This is a genomic window from Blautia sp. AF26-2 (assembly GCF_003460955.1).
GTDB lineage: Bacteria > Bacillota > Clostridia > Lachnospirales > Lachnospiraceae > Fusicatenibacter > Fusicatenibacter saccharivorans.
Genome location: NZ_QTWD01000018.1, coordinates 1 through 16,008, shown reverse-complemented (window position 1 = coordinate 16,008; position 16,008 = coordinate 1). Strand labels below are relative to the sequence as shown.

Sequence of the window (16,008 nt, the reverse complement as noted above, 5' to 3'; positions counted from 1 at the left end):
ACTTATATTTGATTCTGATTACTTTCTGACAGTAATCTTGTCCAGATGCCAGATATCATCTACATACTGCTGGATGGTACGGTCGGATGTGAATTTGCCGCTGTGTGCGGTATTCAGGATCGCGCTTCTTGCCCATGCAGAAGTATTTCTGTATTTATCCTCAACACGCTCCTGTGCTGCCGCATAGGACTTGAAGTCTGCCAGGGTAAAGTACATATCCGGGCGCGGAGCATTCTTCGGTGTGAGCAGGGAGTCATACAGATCACGGAACATCATGGTGTCGCCGTTTGAGTATCTTCCGCTGATCAGATCCATCACTACGTTGTGGATGTCCTGATCGTGGATGAAGTAGCTCATCGGATCGTAGGTGTAGTTGTTCTCATATTCGATAACCTGATCTGCGGAAAGTCCGAAGATGAAGGCGTTCTCTTTTCCAACTTCCTCAACGATCTCTACGTTTGCACCGTCCATGGTTCCAAGAGTCAGGGCACCGTTCAGCATGAACTTCATGTTACCGGTACCGGAAGCCTCTTTACTTGCGGTGGAAATCTGCTCGGAAACATCGGCAGCGGCAAAGATCAGCTCTGCGTTGCTGACACGATAATCCTCGATAAATACAACTTTGATCTTTCCTTTGATGGTCGGATCGTTATTTACGACATCCCCAACGGAATTAATCAGTTTGATGATTGCTTTTGCACGCTCATAGCCTGCGGAAGCTTTCGCTCCAAAGATGAAGGTTCTTGGGTAGAACGGCATATCCGGGTTCTTTTTCAGACGGTCATACAGGTACATAATATGAAGAATGTTCATAAACTGGCGTTTGTACTCATGCAGACGCTTTACCTGAACGTCAAAAATAGAGTTCGGATCTACATCAATGCCGTTATGCTCTTTGATGTATTTTGCCAGGCGAACTTTATTTTTGTGTTTAATCTCCATAAATTCCTTCTGTGCCTGTGTATCATCTGCAAGCTCAGCGATCTTTTTGATCTTCGGAAGATCGGTAATCCAGCCATTTCCGGCATACTCAGTTACCCAGTCAGCCAGGAGCGGATTTCCGTGAAGCAGGAAACGACGCTGTGTGATACCGTTCGTCTTATTGTTGAACTTCTCCGGAGTCATTTCGTAGAAGTCTTTTAAGGTCTGTTTTTTCAGGATCTCGGTATGAAGCTTTGCAACACCGTTGACAGAATATCCGCCTACGATAGCCAGACGGGCCATATGAACCTGTCCGTCGTAGATCACTGCCATCTGGCGGACTTTCTCTTCATCACCCGGGTACTGCTCTCTTACCTGGATCAGGAAGCGGCGGTTGATCTCTTCTACGATCTGATAGATACGCGGAAGAAGTCTGGAGAACAGGTCAACCGGCCATTTTTCAAGTGCCTCTGCCATAATCGTATGGTTCGTGTATGCACAGGTCTTTGTCGTAATCTCCCATGCCTCATCCCAGCCAAGGCCTTCCACATCCATAAGGATTCGCATCAGCTCCGGAACGGCTACGGTCGGGTGAGTATCGTTCAGCTGGAAGGTAACCTTCTCATACAGCTTTGTGATATCATCGTGATGTTTTTTATATTTTGCAACTGCTCTCTGTACGCTTGCAGAAATAAAGAAATACTGCTGTTTCAGACGCAGCTCTTTTCCTTCGTAATGGTTGTCGTTCGGATACAGAACCTCTACGATGGTTTTTGCAAGGTTTTCCTGCTCAACCGCTTTGTGGTAATCACCTTTGTCGAAGGAATCCAGGGAGAAGTCCTGAATAGCCTCTGCATCCCATATGGTCAGCGTGTTTACAACATCGTTGTCGTATCCTACGATTGGCATATCGTAAGGAATTGCGTTTACAGACTGGTAATCTTTCTGTACGAAGTTTACGCGTCCGGTAGCCTCATCATACTCCTGTGCTACGTATCCGCCAAATTTTACTTCTTTTGCGTATTCCGGGCGTTTCAGCTCGAATGGATAGCCGTGTTTCAGCCAGTTGTCCGGTACTTCTACCTGATAACCGTCGCGGATCTGCTGTTTGAACATACCGTATTTATAACGGATACCGCAGCCGTATGCCGGATATCCCAGTGTAGCCAGGGAATCCAGGAAGCATGCTGCCAGACGGCCAAGACCGCCGTTTCCAAGCGCAGGATCTCTCTCCTGGTCCTCCAGAAGGTTCAGGTTCAGTCCCATCTCATCAAGAGCTTCCTGTACCTGTTTGTATGCAGTCAGGTTAATCAGGTTATTTCCCAGCGCACGTCCCATCAGGAACTCCATGGACATATAGTACAGAATCTTCGGATCCTGCTCATCCATTGCTTTCTGGGTTTTCAGCCAGTTGTCAATAATAACGTCTTTTACTGCGTAGCAGACTGCCTGGTAAATTTCCTGCTGGGAAGCCTCTTCCAGATTTTTTCTGTACAGCATTTTTACGTTTTCTTTGACACTGTTCTTAAAAGTTTCTTTGTTGAACTCGGCGTTTAACATCTGCGTCCTCCTCAATAGCAGTCTGCGAGCGGAGAGCTTGTCTGCATCCCCGCTCGCAGGCTGATTTTTATATTAACGATCGTCGTGGAAACGCATCCAGAAGTATTCTTAGATACGCTCTACTGCCATGGTAACCTTTTCGGAGTTGATATTCCACTCCTTCTCATAGCCCTTTGTCTCTCCAGTCACGATTTCTTCTGCCAGAACTTCAGATTTAATTTCATCACCATGGTTTTTCATGATGCTTACAATCTTGTCGTTGTCTTTTGCATATACTCTGATCTTGTCCATAACCTCAAAGCCGGCCTCTTTACGCATGGTCTGGATTTTACTTACCAGCTCACGAACAAAACCTTCCTCGATCAGTTCCGGAGTCAGATTGGTATCCAGAACAACGGTGATTGTATGGTCGGATTCGGATACATAGCCTTCCATCTGTGCCATGTCAATTAACAAATCCTCCTCTAATAATACAATTTCCTGTCCATCGATGTCAAGTTTAAGTTCGCCGGTGCTCTTGAGCTCTGCCATAGCCTTGTTTCCATCCAGCTCAGACAGGGTTGTTTTGATCTTGTTCAGGAGTTTTCCGTATTTTGGTCCTACGGTACGCATCTGCGGTTTGAAGCTGTAGCTGATGAAATCTGCGATGTCATCTTTAAATACAACTTCTTTGACATTCAGCTCGTCCTCGATGATCTCTTTGTAGAATTCGGAAAGCTGGAACTCACTCTTCACGTACATGGTTCCGATCGGCTGACGGTTTTTGATATTGGCAGTGTTTCTTGCAGCACGTCCCATAACGACGATCTCCAGCAGGTCTGCCATATCCTCTTCCATCTTCGGATCGATCCAGTTCTCATGTACCTCCGGGAAGTCGCACAGATGGATACTTTCCGGTGCACTTGCATCAATGCTCTTTACGAGGTTCTGATAAATATCCTCTGTCATGAACGGAATCATCGGAGCTGCTGCTTTTGCAACGGTCACCAGTGCAGTGTACAGAGTCATGTAAGCATTGATCTTATCCTGCTCCATGCCTTTTGCCCAGAAACGCTCACGGGAGCGGCGTACATACCAGTTACTCATATCATCCACGAAGGACTGCAGTGCTTTTGCCGCTTCCGGGATACGGTAATTTGCCAGGTTGTCGTCTACTGCTTTTACAGTGGATTCCAGACGGGACAGCAGCCATTTATCCATAACAGCCAGTTTGTCATATTCCAGACTGTATTTTGTTGCATCGAAGTTGTCGATGTTTGCATACAGGACAAAGAACGCGTAGGTGTTCCACAGGGTTCCCATGAACTTTCTCTGTCCTTCCACGACCGTCTTGCCTGCGAAACGGCTCGGCAGCCACGGAGCACTGCTGGTGTAGAAGTACCAGCGGATTGCATCGGCACCGTAGGTCTGCAGTGCGTCAAACGGATCTACCGCATTTCCTTTGGATTTACTCATCTTCTGTCCGTTCTCATCCTGTACCAGACCAAGAACGATAACGTTCTCGTACGGTGCTTTGTTGAACAGCAGAGTGGAAATTGCAAGCAGGGAGTAGAACCATCCACGTGTCTGGTCTACAGCCTCGGAAATAAACTGTGCCGGGAACTGTTTTTCGAAGGTTTCTTTGTTCTCGAATGGATAGTGATGCTGTGCAAACGGCATGGATCCGGAATCGAACCAGCAGTCGATAACCTCCGGTACACGGTGCATCTCTTTACCGCATTTCGGGCACTTAATGGTCACTGCGTCGATGTATGGGCGGTGAAGCTCGATGTCGTCCGGGCAGTTGTCGGCTTTTTCTTTCAGCTCTTCGATACTGCCGATGCAGTCCTGATGGCCGCATTCACACTGCCATACCGGAAGCGGAGTTCCCCAGTAACGGTTTCTGGAAAGTCCCCAGTCCTGAACGTTTTCCAGCCAGTCGCCAAAGCGTCCTTTTCCGATGCTTTCCGGAATCCAGTTAATGGTGTTGTTGTTGCGGATCAGATCCTCTTTTACTGCAGTCATGCGGATGAACCAGGTTTCACGTGCATAGTAGATCAGCGGAGTATCGCATCTCCAGCAGTGCGGGTAGCTGTGCTCGAACAGCGGCGCATCAAACAGAAGGTCTTTATCCTCGAGTGCCTGCAGAACGGCCATATCTGCTTTCTTGCAGAAAGTACCTGCCCACGGAGTTTCCTCGGTCATCTCACCTTTTTCGTTTACTAACTGTACGAAAGGAAGATCGTATCTGTGACCGACCTTGGAGTCGTCCTCACCAAATGCAGGGGCGATATGAACAACACCGGTACCATCGGTCAGTGTTACGTAGGTATCGCAGACTACATAGTATGCTTTTTTGTTTCCGATTCTCTTCTCAGCGTACGGGAACAGCGGCTCGTACTCTTTGAACTCAAGATCTTTGCCCTGATAATGCTCCAGGATTTCAGCGCCCTCACCGAGAACGGTGTCTACCAGAGCGGCTGCCATATAATAGGTATATCCTTTGCTTGTTACTTTTACATAATCCTCATCCGGGTTGACGCAGAGCGCAACGTTGGACGGAAGGGTCCACGGTGTGGTGGTCCATGCCAGGATGTAAGCGTCCTCGCCTTTTACTTTAAAGCGGACAACGGCAGAACGTTCTTTGACATCTTTGTATCCCTGCGCTACTTCGTGAGAAGAAAGCGGGGTACCGCAGCGCGGGCAGTAAGGAACGATTTTGTGTCCTTCGTACAGAAGACCTTTCTTCCAGATCTCTTTTAATGCCCACCACTCGGACTCGATGTAATCGTTATGATACGTAACGTATGGGTTTTTCATATCAGCCCAGAAGCCAACGGTATGGGAGAAGTCTTCCCACATTCCCTCGTATTTCCATACGCTCTCTTTACACTGCTCGATGAATGGCTCTACGCCGTATTTTTCGATCTGATCTTTTCCGTCCAGACCGAGTTTTTTCTCAACTTCCAGCTCTACCGGCAGTCCGTGGGTATCCCAGCCTGCTTTTCTCGGCACCTGATAACCCTTCATGGTACGGTATCTCGGGATCATATCCTTGATAACACGGGTCTCTACGTGGCCGATGTGCGGTTTTCCGTTTGCGGTCGGCGGTCCGTCATAGAACACGTAGGACGGATTTCCTTCACGCACTTTCATACTTTTTTCGAAGATCTGATTGTCTTCCCAGAACTTCTCAACCTGTTTTTCTCTCTCGACAAAGTTCATGTCGGTTGAAACTTTCTTGTACATGCTTGTACCTCCTGAAACTTAAGTTTCTCGTTTGATTTGCTCGCGTAAAATAAGAAAAAGCTCCCGCCCTGTAATAGGACGAAAGCTGTACTTATCGTAACCACCTGTTACATACTATCATATGCATTTCCTGTAACGGGGAACAACCGGCAACTTCTTACCACTGCTCTCCGGTTTTCTATATTTTATGCGCCGGGTACGCAGATTCAGAACTGCAACTTGGAAGTGATGTTCACCTGCCGCTACTTGTACCGGACTCCCACCATCCCCGGCTCGCTTTCCACAGACCGTTCACGCGCAGACTACTGTCTTCGTCATCGTTTTTCATGCCTTATTATAACTAGGGGCTGTAAGCGTTGTCAAGAGTGGAAAGCATATTTTATCGGTTCTTTTCCGCGATTTTACGGGATTTTCGGGGGTGTGCGTTGCTATTTGGATGGGGGAATGGTAAAATCGGGGTATAATCAAAAAACGGAAAGGAAGTGAAATCATGGGAAGATTTGTGAATCCGGACAACAGTGCATTTCAGGTTGCTCTCAATTCTGAAATCTATGTGGACAAAACAGGACTTTTATCGTATACCAACAAAGTTCTGGACACCATACAGGGCTATATCTGCAACAGCCGCCCGCGGCGGTTTGGAAAATCATTTGCTGCAAATATGCTGGCGGCCTATTACAGCAAGGGCTGTGATTCCAGAAAGATGTTTTCTGGCCTTGCGATCAGCCAGACGGCAGACTTTGAGAAGCATCTGAACCAGTACGATGTGATTCATCTGGACATCCAGTGGTTTCTTTCGAATGTCAGCGATCCGGAACAGATTGTGGCCTACATTACAGAATGTACACTGGCCGAGCTGCGTACCATCTATGCAGATCAGCTTCCGCCGGAAGTTTCCACCGTTCCCGACGCTCTGTCCCGGATCAAAGAGGCGACCGGACAGAAATTTGTGATTATTATTGATGAATGGGATGTCCTGATTCGTGATGAGGCCTCCAACCAGAAAATTCAGGATGATTACATTAATTTTCTTCGTGGAATGTTCAAAGGGACGGAACCGACGAAATATATCCAGCTTGCGTTTCTCACGGGTATTCTTCCGATCAAAAAATTGAAAACGCAGTCTGCCTTAAATAATTTTCATCAGTATTCCATGCTGAATCCAGGCCCGCTGGCTTCCTATATTGGATTCACAGAAGATGAAGTTTCCGCTCTCTGTCAGAAATACGGACAAAATTTTGAGGAAGTCAGACGATGGTACGACGGCTATCTGCTTGGAAATTACCATGTATACAATCCAAACGCGGTGACAAGTCTGCTTCTGGATGGGACATTCCAAAGCTATTGGTCGGAGACGAGCACATACGACTCGATGGTTCCTTTTATCAATATGGATTTTGACGGATTGAAAACAGCAATTCTGGAGATGCTTTCCGGCGCCGCAGTTCCTGTCATGGTTACCTCTTTTAAAAATGACATGGTCAGCTTTGTGAATAAAGATGATGTTCTGACGCTGCTGATTCATCTAGGGTATCTTGCCTATAATCAGCAGACGCAGATGGCATACATTCCAAATGAAGAAATCCGCCGGGAATTTCTGACGGCGGTTACTTCCAACCGCTGGAATGAACTTCTTACCTTTCAGCAGGAATCTGCAGAGCTTCTGGATGCTACACTTGCTATGGATGAAAATGCGGTTGCTGCAGGAATTGGAAAGATCCATGAGGAATATACTTCTGTGATTCAGTATCATAATGAAAATTCACTCAGTTGTGTGCTCACGATTGCTTATTTAAGTTCCATACAATATTACTTCAAACCCATTCGTGAACTTCCGACCGGGCGCGGTTTTTCCGATTTTGTCTTTCTGCCAAAGCCGGAATACCGATACGATTTTCCGGCGCTTGTAGTAGAACTGAAATGGAACAAGAATGCGGAAACGGCACTGGATCAGATTAAAAGACAGCATTACCCGGCTTCCATTGCATCTTATACAGGGGATATTCTGCTGGTTGGTGTTAATTATGATAAGAAGACGAAGGTGCATGAGTGTCGGATTGAAAAATATTTGAAATCAGGAGAAAAATGATGAAAGTTGTGATTGCAATTGATTCTTTTAAAGGAAGCCTTTCCTCTCTGCAGGCAGGAACAGCGGCCGCCACCGGGATTTATCGTGTCGATCCGAAGGTGGAGACGGTTGTGCGCCCGCTTGCCGATGGCGGTGAAGGTACCGTTCAGGCACTGACCGAAGGTCTTGGCGGACGGCTTGTCTCCGTTTCGGTGACCGGTCCTGCCGGAAAGCAGGTTATCTGCCCGTATGGCATCATCGACCGGACGCAGACCGCCATTATCGAGATGTCGGGGGCTGCCGGTATTACGCAGGTACACGGCGATGAGAAAAATCCGCTGTACACCACAACGTACGGTGTCGGTGAGGTTATCTGCGATGCCATCCGCAATGGCTGCCACCGCTTTATCATTGGAATCGGCGGAAGTGCCACAAATGACGGCGGTATTGGTATGCTACAGGCACTCGGTTTCGGACTGCTCGATGCAGAAGGAAAACAGGTTCCTTTTGGTGCTGTCGGACTGGAATCTCTTACCGCGATTACGGCAGATCACGTTCTGCCGGAACTTTCGGAATGCACCTTCCGTATTGCCTGCGATGTAACGAATCCGCTCTGCGGTTCCAACGGCTGCAGCGCCGTTTTCGGACCGCAGAAGGGCGCGGATGCTGTCATGATCAAACGTATGGACACATCGCTTGCCTCCTACGCCGCACTCTGCCGGAAAACATTCCCGAACGTCGACGCGGAATTTCCCGGAACGGGTGCTGCGGGCGGACTTGGATTTGCTTTTCAGACGTTTCTTTCTGCTTCACTGGAACCCGGCATTCAGATCGTACTGGACGAAACCCGACTTCGTGATGATGTGAGAGACGCTGATCTTGTCATCACCGGTGAGGGACAGCTCGATGGGCAAACCGTGATGGGAAAAGCGCCGATTGGAGTTGCAAAACTGTCAAAAGAATACGGCAAACCTGTCCTTGCGTTCTCAGGCTGTGTTACAAAAGATGCATCTGCATGCAACGCCGCCGGAATTGATGCCTTTTTCCCGATTCTGCGGAGCGTCGTTTCACTCGAAGAAGCTATGGATGTGAAAAATGCGGCAGAAAATATGACCGATACGGTAGAACAGGCTTTTCGGCTATTTTTGCTTCAGTAAAGCGGATATTCGCAATCCGCTTCGCTACTTGCTTGAGTCGGTTAAAATACAAGACCGTTTTCTCCTGCTTTAATTTTTGCAGGAAGGACAGAAAACACGTCGTGCTCTCATCGTCTTAATTCCAGCAGATATTCTGTCGTTCCTGCTTCCAGCTGTTTCGTTCCTGTCCACCGAAATCCGTGGCGGTTGTAAAACGCAATGGCACGCGTATTTTTCTCCAATGCCCATAGATGGTCTGCGTCAAACTTTTCAATTGCAAAGGTAATCAGCCCGTGGCCGACTCCGTTGTTCTGCAGACATGGATCTACGTATAGTTTACAGATTTCGGTTCCGTTGATTTCTGTAAAACCTCTTATAATTCCATCATCGTAGACATAGATGCGGTTTAAGATTTCTTCTTTCTTAAAGTACTGGTCGATCATCGGGACTACCTGCATTTCACCGAAGGAATAGGCCTCCTCGTGAAAAATCGGGAAATAATTGATTCGGTTGTTGAACACGAAAATTTCCGCAATTCTGGACAGGTCTTTCAGTTCTGCTTTTCTGATTTTCATATTTTCTCTCATTTTAATTTCCAATCAACACTTTCTTCCCCCGAAACGCAAATCCATAATACCTGATCCGCTCCTTTGCGATTCCTCTGGCAAGCAATTCTGTGTCATACTGTTTTTCCTGAATCTGACGAAGTGCATGCTCCACCGTCTCTTCCAGCGACTTTTCTTTTGATGTGTTCTGAACCTTAAATTCCATTACGATCGCATCCAGGTTTTCTTTCAATGGCTCCATTACTACGTCATACCTTCCGAATCCACTTTCTCTGTTGGAAGTGATTCTGTATTTTCCGGCCAGATCAACAATCAGCCCAAGGACAAATCCATGGTAAAATCTTTCTGGTTCGAGTTCCTCTGATGGTTTTCCGCCCGTGTCGAAACTGCTGAATGTCTGAAGTGCTACCTGATTCATAAACTGGTTCATATAATCCAGATCTCCGGCAAGCAGAGCATCTTTAAAATTGCCATATGCAGAATCTTCTTCTGTAAACCAGTCCTCTATCATTTGTTCAAACATCAGCATTGTCTCATGATTTGTCACTTTCAAATCATACTGGCGCTTTCCTGTTCGGTTATCCATTTCGTACCGATCCACTTTCAGATATCCGCTCGCAAGCATAAGACTCCAGATGGCTCCCCGCTTTCTGCCAAGCTGTTCAAAAATAACCTGCTCATCCAATTCTGTGCAGATCACTCTGCCGTTTAATAAATCTTCCATTTCCGTCTTGATCTTTGCAGGACTTCGACGGATCAGATTGGAGATCAGCATATTTCCGCTGGTGTCTGCCCAGTACGTTCCATATTCTCCCGTGTCCAGATATTTTGTAATGGACCACGGATTGTAAATATCCTTCCGTTTTCCAAAGGAAAATCCATCATACCAATAGCGGACGGTTCCTTTTTCATCGGACAGCCCATTTTCCTCCAGCGCATGAAAGACTTCTTCTTCTGTAAAGCCAAACGAGCCGCTGTACTTTTCCGATGTTGTTGTTACAACTTCAAGATTATTCAGATCGGAAAAGATAGATTCTTTACTGACTCTTGTTATTCCTGTCAGCAGTCCCCGTTCCATATAGGGATTCGTTTTGAATGTGGAATTGAACAGGCTTCTGATAAACGCAGTAAGATTCTCCCAATACCCATGAATATACGATTCCTGCAAAGGAGTATCATACTCATCCAGAAGAATAATCACCTTTTTTCCGTAATAGCGGCTCAGATAATCGGACAGATAATTGACAGCTACTGCTGCCGCATCATCCGACATATTTTCTTCAACGGAATCAAAATAGGCGCGGTCTTTTTCATTTAATACTTTGCTGGATTTGACAAATTCAAAAGTACTATATAATTTTACCAGCTTACGAATTACCGCTCTTCTTGCAGTCTCATATGTGGTTGCCTTGATATCTGCAAAGCTGAGGGAAATCACCGGATACGTTCCCTGCAGCTTACGAAATCTTTCCTCTTTCCAGATGACAAGGTCTTCAAAATATTTGCTGCATTCGGAATGATTTACGGAAAAGAAATATTCGACCATACTCATATTCAGGGTCTTGCCGAATCTTCTTGGGCGTGTGATCAGAGTAACACTGTCCTGATTGTCCCACCATTCCCTGATAAAATCCGTCTTATCGATATAAAAACAGTTATTCTTTCTGATGGATATAAAATCCTGATTTCCAATGGAAATTACTGATTTCATGGGTCTGCTCCTTCCTAAATCCTTTACCACCGACAGGCTTGCAAAAATTTATTTCTGTTTCTATTTTATCATATTTCTCTGGCAGAACAAAGATCATTCCCTGTCCGAAGCAATTATTTTCCATTGGATATTATGTTTTGACAGATGTCACGAACTATGCTTTCTCTGTCCTGATCCGCCGTTATTCTGGTTTCATACAGAACGGATGTATAATCTTTTTCGTTCCACCATCTCTGCATATCTTCTGCACTGAAATCATTGCAGTTCGGCTTTGTTTTGTGGCGCTTCACGGTCTCCTCGAAGGGGATGTCGAAGTAATATGCGTATATATTTTTTCCATATAAAGCTACTGCCAGCTCAAATAATGCACGATACCATTCCGCATTCAGTATTCCTTCCAGAATAACAATCTCGCTGTGTTTTCTTCCATATCGCAGAAGTTCTTCCAGAAGAGGCAGCGCCTTTGTATTTTCTCCGTCTTTGACTTTGAGCATATCTCTTCGGATAACATCCTGCGAGATCAGCATTGTATTATTTCCGAACACTTGCTGTAATTCCTTTGCAATAGTTGTTTTTCCACTGCCGGAATTTCCTCTTAAAATGATTAATTTATTCGTCCGTAAGCAATCGCCCATTGTCATTCCATTCTCCATACATAATTCCCGCTTTCGTATTATCTAAAAGTTTCTGCAAACGGCTCTGAAATATTTCTTTTTCCTCAAACATTGTAATTTTATACACTTTTCGCTATCTGCAGCGCCAGAAACAGCTTGTCCAGATCGTGGTTAGCGGCAGATAATCCATTCGTTTCATAGTTTCCTTCGATCAGCACATCTCCCGCAACAAGAAAATCATACAGTTCAAATCCATAAAAATCACTGATCGCCTGAACGCCTGCGAGTTCCATTTCCACGGCAATGCATCCTTCTTCTTTTCGTTTTCTTACAAGATTTACCGTTTCCCGAAGCATACTGTCTGTCGTCCATACGCGCCCCTGAACGTATGGCAGTTTCCTTTCTTTGAAAAATTCCGCCAGTTTGTCCGTGTTTTTTATTTTTATGTAGTCCTGCGGTTCTGCAAAATAATAGGACAGTCCTTCTCCCCGGTATGCCTCCGTTGGGAGAATAAACTTTCCATCGGTTGCTTCTTTGTCCAGACTGCCGCACGAGCCAAACATGATAAAGACGGATGCTCCTGTTAAATGATTGACTTCGGCAATCGTTCCTGCTGCAAGAGCGGAACCAATTGGTGTCAGGTAGAAAGCAATCGTTTCTTCCTCATATGGCAGAGTCCAAACCGGTATATTTCCATTGCATGCTCTTACTTCTGCAATCTGTCGGCATGGGAATTTTTCAAGCATGTATTCATATATTACTTTTGAAAAAATTACCATACATTTTTTTACCAGATGCTGCTTCTCCCCATAAAAATTCTCCAGCTTTACAATCGGCTCGCTGTTGATATCATAAGAATCAATAATCATTCTGTTTCCTCCATAAATTTTATTTATCTTTACCAAAAAGTCCCATATCCACCACCCTTACTGCGCAGACATGAGACTTCCGTTTTTATTTTTGCATTACTTCAATAACACATTCATGTTTCTTCGTTTTTTTATTATAATTGATACCGGCAAGCATTCGAACCACAGAATCTTTCAGGCCATCCATATCCATTTGAATATAAATTTTTAAGGCCTCATACGTTTCCGTCTGGTTCCAATAGGTTCCGAATTTGTGGCGCAGCATGGCTTCTACCACAGATTTCGGGCTATACATGGAATAAATTTCATCTCCAGTCTGCCGATGCGCAATCAACTGATAACCATCGTACTACGTTTTTGCTTCTTCAAAACTCATCTCATATTTTTCACAGAGGGCAGATATCTCCTGCTCTGTGAAGCCAAAATATTCCGCCAGATCACCGGGATCTGTCATGGAATACTCGGTAAATATATTTAGTGCAGAATGAGAACCATTTTTGTTTGTGAACTTTTCTTTTTTCAGACTTTTTAGCAATACCTTTCGATTATATACATGCGTATTCCACAGTATTTCCATGCTTCTGAATTATTTTCATTAAATCATCAGCCTGCATCCAAACGGTTGCTGTATTATCATTTGGATGAACACCAATTTTATTTCCGACAAATTCCACGTCCATGAAGACTTGAACTCTGTGTTCGGCATCGTTTAGAATACCAAGCGGCGTAACGGCACCGGGTATCAGTTTCATAATATCAAATAATTCCTCCGCAGCTGCAAAAGAAAGTGCACGCAGACCACGTTGCCTGCGAAACGCTTTCAAATCTACTCGCTTGTTCCCTTTCATCGTTATCAAATAATAATTACGTTTTTTATCGTCGCGAACAAATAAATTTTTAGCGCCCCACTCTGGATACGGCAAATCAACAGCATCTGCTTCTTCCATATTGAAAACTGCCTTATGTTCCGTAATTTCATACGCTATATTTTGCCTTTTTAAATAATGATATATCTCTATCTTATCCATACTCTTTTATCTCTGTAAACTGAAATTGAAATATGCCCTTATTTTTCATACTTTTCAATCCGGCATTCATGTTCTTTTGTTTTTTCATTGTAGTTAATTCCCACCAGCAAAAGCTCCCCTGCATAGCATGCAACAGACTCCGGATATTTTCTGTCTCTGATCTGATCTAATGCTGCTCTGACGCTTTTGTCCCATTTCAGTTCCACAACAAGCGCCGGGTAATAATTCTGAAACTCCGGCTTTGGAATAAACACAAAGTCTGCAAATCCACGACCCGCGGGAAATTCGCGGATTGGTTTGAAATAGTATTGCATGGAACTCAAATAGGCAATGGACAGAACACTGCTGAGTGAGTTTTCATTGTTATACTGAATCACAGAAGTATATTCCCTGTGAATTTTTTCAATTTCTTTTGCTACTGCGTTTCCATTCATCTGAATTGTATCTTTCAGAAGCTGCTCTGATTCTTTTTGAAATACAATCAACTCATTCCATTTTTTCCTTTTCGTTGCCAGAATCAATTCCTGACGGATTTCCTCATTCGGAATAAAAGCAGTTCTAAATGTCCGGTCATAGGCCAGATATCCAAGGTGAATCAGATACGTCAGCACATCGTCTTTATTGGCGAAGCTAACGGTATCGTTCTGAAAAGAGGTAACATCAACCGGAACATGATCTCCTGAAAGCATTTCGATTACGGCACTTTTCAGGCCATCAAAATCCATATTGATCAGCGGAACAATCGCCTCATAGGATGCGGTTCCGGACCAGTAGCTCTGGAATTCGCCTTCGAGCATCAGGTTCACAACGGCATTTGGATTGTATACATGATATTTCCCAATCTGATAACCGTCGTACCATCGTTTGACTTCTTCAAACTTCTGACCATATACTTCACATAGTTTTTGAACTTCTGTTTCTGTAAAACCTACATATGGTGCAATCGGCCCGGCATACAGCATCGAATAATCTTTGAAATTGTTCAGCGCCGACTGTGTCTTTTCTTTTTTTACAGGCAAAATACCTGTCAGATATGCCAGTTGAATATATTTTGTCGGCTCCGTCCCTTTGAACATCGCCCGCAGAAAATTGATATATTCTTCCTGTGTTTTGAGATCCGCCGCCTCGTCACGAATCAGAACATCCCATTCGTCTATAATCACAATAAATTTTGTCCCGGATGCCGCGTTGATCCGCGACAGCGCCTCCGGCAGTGACCGGATTTCTTCTGGAAGTATATGGGGATAATATTCTTTTAACTCCGAAATCGTTTTTTCTGAGATATAAGAAACAATCCGCTCCGGTCCGCCTGCCGGTTCCATACACCATTGGATATCCCAGTGGAGCACATCATACTGATTCAGATGTTTTTCAAAATCCTTTGCCCTGCTGATTTCCAGCCCGGAAAACATTTCTTTCGAACTGCAGCCCTTGCTGTAATACGCGGTGAGCATATTTGCCGTAATTGATTTTCCAAACCGCCGCGGGCGGCTGTTGCAGATATATCCCTGCAGAGTGTTCATGACTTTATTCGTATAAGTCAGCAGTCCTGTTTTATCAACATAAATCTCAGAATTTAATGCAACCGCAAATGCTTCATTTCCCGGATTCAGATAACTTCCCATGCAAATCCCTCCCGTCAACATTTTATATGACTCATTATACTTGATCCCTCTGACTATCACAAGGACAGGATTTTCCCACGCAGCTTCCGGTTTTTCACTTTCGTCCTCCTGTGAGAATCCCATACAATTCCGGTCTTCTGTTTTTCAGTCCGCATTTTTCCCGCTTTCTGCATTTCCTGCATTTCGTTGATACTAAAATCAGACATGTTATTATCCTTCATCCTCGTAAATAATGATTTGAAAATATTGTAACTATTCAGAGCCATGCGAAATGGAAGAAAAATCGCGAATCATGTTTACATGAATGAGCTATTTTTCTGGAATTTCATATGGCGAGATGGGGCTCTGAATAGTTACAAAATATTATACCCTATAAATGCTTCAATGGTAAACTTTCATTTTGCCGCATAAAAAATACGCGCCGCATTTCTCATCCAAATCATGAGTATGCGGTGCGCAGTTTTTATTTTGCTTTTTTCTTCTCTCTTTTCACAAAAAGACAGACACATACAACAACAAAAACAGCCGTTGCTGCGATCAGTACCGGCCATACCGGCAGTGGACAGACGCTTGCGCTGATCAGTTTCAGTCCCTGGTAAAGTGTGTATACACCGAAAATTGAAAAGATGACAAACGCCAGTGTATTCAGCAGCCCATCCGGTGTCTTGCTCTTTAAGAGGTA

Annotated in this window: 11 protein-coding genes and 1 pseudogene; 2 read left to right on the top strand and 10 right to left on the bottom strand. The window is 44.8% G+C overall.

Translation table 11 applies throughout. The features are described from left to right. Positions 1 to 18: 18 nt before the first annotated feature. Both DWY63_RS17205 and ileS read right to left on the bottom strand, forming a co-directional pair. Positions 19 to 2,481: a glycogen/starch/alpha-glucan phosphorylase gene (locus DWY63_RS17205; RefSeq protein WP_117802693.1), complete on the bottom strand. Its 2,463-nt coding sequence runs from the start codon at positions 2,479 to 2,481 to the stop codon at positions 19 to 21. Between the two features lie 108 nt (positions 2,482 to 2,589). Continuing rightward, a complete protein-coding gene (gene ileS / locus DWY63_RS17200; protein ID WP_055222021.1) occupies positions 2,590 to 5,709 on the bottom strand; it encodes an isoleucine--tRNA ligase in 3,120 nt (1,039 codons plus the stop codon). Between the two features lie 490 nt (positions 5,710 to 6,199). On the opposite strand from ileS, the gene DWY63_RS17195 reads away from it, so the two are divergent. Next, a complete protein-coding gene (locus tag DWY63_RS17195) occupies positions 6,200 to 7,798 on the top strand; it encodes an AAA family ATPase (RefSeq protein WP_055225793.1) in 1,599 nt (532 codons plus the stop codon). Beyond that, on the top strand, positions 7,798 to 8,934 hold the full coding sequence (locus tag DWY63_RS17190) for a glycerate kinase family protein (RefSeq protein ID WP_055225794.1): 1,137 nt from the start codon (positions 7,798 to 7,800) through the stop codon (positions 8,932 to 8,934). The genes DWY63_RS17195 and DWY63_RS17190 overlap by 1 nt, the downstream gene beginning before the upstream one ends. A 107-nt stretch (positions 8,935 to 9,041) precedes the next feature. Here the strand turns inward: DWY63_RS17190 and DWY63_RS17185 are convergent, their stop codons facing one another. The 8 genes and pseudogenes from DWY63_RS17185 to DWY63_RS17145 all read right to left on the bottom strand — a co-directional run. Continuing rightward, the gene (locus DWY63_RS17185; RefSeq protein ID WP_055225986.1) at positions 9,042 to 9,488 is read right to left on the bottom strand and encodes a GNAT family N-acetyltransferase; all 447 of its coding nucleotides are present in this window, start codon (positions 9,486 to 9,488) and stop codon (positions 9,042 to 9,044) included. 13 nt (positions 9,489 to 9,501) lie between these two features. After that, positions 9,502 to 11,190 (bottom strand): AAA family ATPase, encoded by a 1,689-nt coding sequence (locus DWY63_RS17180; protein WP_055225796.1) that lies wholly within the window; start codon positions 11,188 to 11,190, stop codon positions 9,502 to 9,504. A gap of 113 nt (positions 11,191 to 11,303) precedes the next feature. Continuing rightward, positions 11,304 to 11,843 (bottom strand): kinase, encoded by a 540-nt coding sequence (locus DWY63_RS17175; RefSeq protein WP_226906354.1) that lies wholly within the window; start codon positions 11,841 to 11,843, stop codon positions 11,304 to 11,306. An 80-nt stretch (positions 11,844 to 11,923) separates the two neighbouring features. Then, positions 11,924 to 12,673, bottom strand: coding sequence for a nucleoside phosphorylase (locus tag DWY63_RS17165; protein ID WP_117802692.1), 750 nt, complete (start codon positions 12,671 to 12,673; stop codon positions 11,924 to 11,926). Positions 12,674 to 12,758: 85 nt separating this feature from the next. Next, positions 12,759 to 12,968 (bottom strand): hypothetical protein, encoded by a 210-nt coding sequence (locus DWY63_RS19185; RefSeq protein ID WP_055225802.1) that lies wholly within the window; start codon positions 12,966 to 12,968, stop codon positions 12,759 to 12,761. 250 nt (positions 12,969 to 13,218) lie between these two features. Next, the gene (locus DWY63_RS17155) at positions 13,219 to 13,701 is read right to left on the bottom strand and encodes a prolyl-tRNA synthetase associated domain-containing protein (RefSeq protein ID WP_055268132.1); all 483 of its coding nucleotides are present in this window, start codon (positions 13,699 to 13,701) and stop codon (positions 13,219 to 13,221) included. A gap of 38 nt (positions 13,702 to 13,739) precedes the next feature. Beyond that, the gene (locus tag DWY63_RS17150) at positions 13,740 to 15,326 is read right to left on the bottom strand and encodes an AAA family ATPase (RefSeq protein ID WP_055225808.1); all 1,587 of its coding nucleotides are present in this window, start codon (positions 15,324 to 15,326) and stop codon (positions 13,740 to 13,742) included. A gap of 463 nt (positions 15,327 to 15,789) precedes the next feature. Then, positions 15,790 to 16,008 (bottom strand): annotated as a pseudogene (locus tag DWY63_RS17145) (TMEM165/GDT1 family protein); the annotation flags it as partial.

Bases quoted from the DNA above. Each gene is read 5' to 3' on its own strand.
- ileS (WP_055222021.1), bottom strand. From the start codon at position 5,709: ATGTACAAGAAAGTTTCAACCGACATGAACTTTGTCGAGAGAGAAAAA.
- DWY63_RS19185 (WP_055225802.1), bottom strand. From the start codon at position 12,968: ATGTATAGCCCGAAATCTGTGGTAGAAGCCATGCTGCGCCACAAATTC.
- DWY63_RS17190 (WP_055225794.1), top strand. From the start codon at position 7,798: ATGAAAGTTGTGATTGCAATTGATTCTTTTAAAGGAAGCCTTTCCTCT.
- DWY63_RS17155 (WP_055268132.1), bottom strand. From the start codon at position 13,701: ATGGATAAGATAGAGATATATCATTATTTAAAAAGGCAAAATATAGCG.
- DWY63_RS17180 (WP_055225796.1), bottom strand. From the start codon at position 11,190: ATGAAATCAGTAATTTCCATTGGAAATCAGGATTTTATATCCATCAGA.
- DWY63_RS17175 (WP_226906354.1), bottom strand. From the start codon at position 11,843: ATGGAGAATGGAATGACAATGGGCGATTGCTTACGGACGAATAAATTA.
- DWY63_RS17205 (WP_117802693.1), bottom strand. From the start codon at position 2,481: ATGTTAAACGCCGAGTTCAACAAAGAAACTTTTAAGAACAGTGTCAAA.
- DWY63_RS17150 (WP_055225808.1), bottom strand. From the start codon at position 15,326: ATGGGAAGTTATCTGAATCCGGGAAATGAAGCATTTGCGGTTGCATTA.
- DWY63_RS17165 (WP_117802692.1), bottom strand. From the start codon at position 12,673: ATGATTATTGATTCTTATGATATCAACAGCGAGCCGATTGTAAAGCTG.
- DWY63_RS17185 (WP_055225986.1), bottom strand. From the start codon at position 9,488: ATGAAAATCAGAAAAGCAGAACTGAAAGACCTGTCCAGAATTGCGGAA.
- DWY63_RS17195 (WP_055225793.1), top strand. From the start codon at position 6,200: ATGGGAAGATTTGTGAATCCGGACAACAGTGCATTTCAGGTTGCTCTC.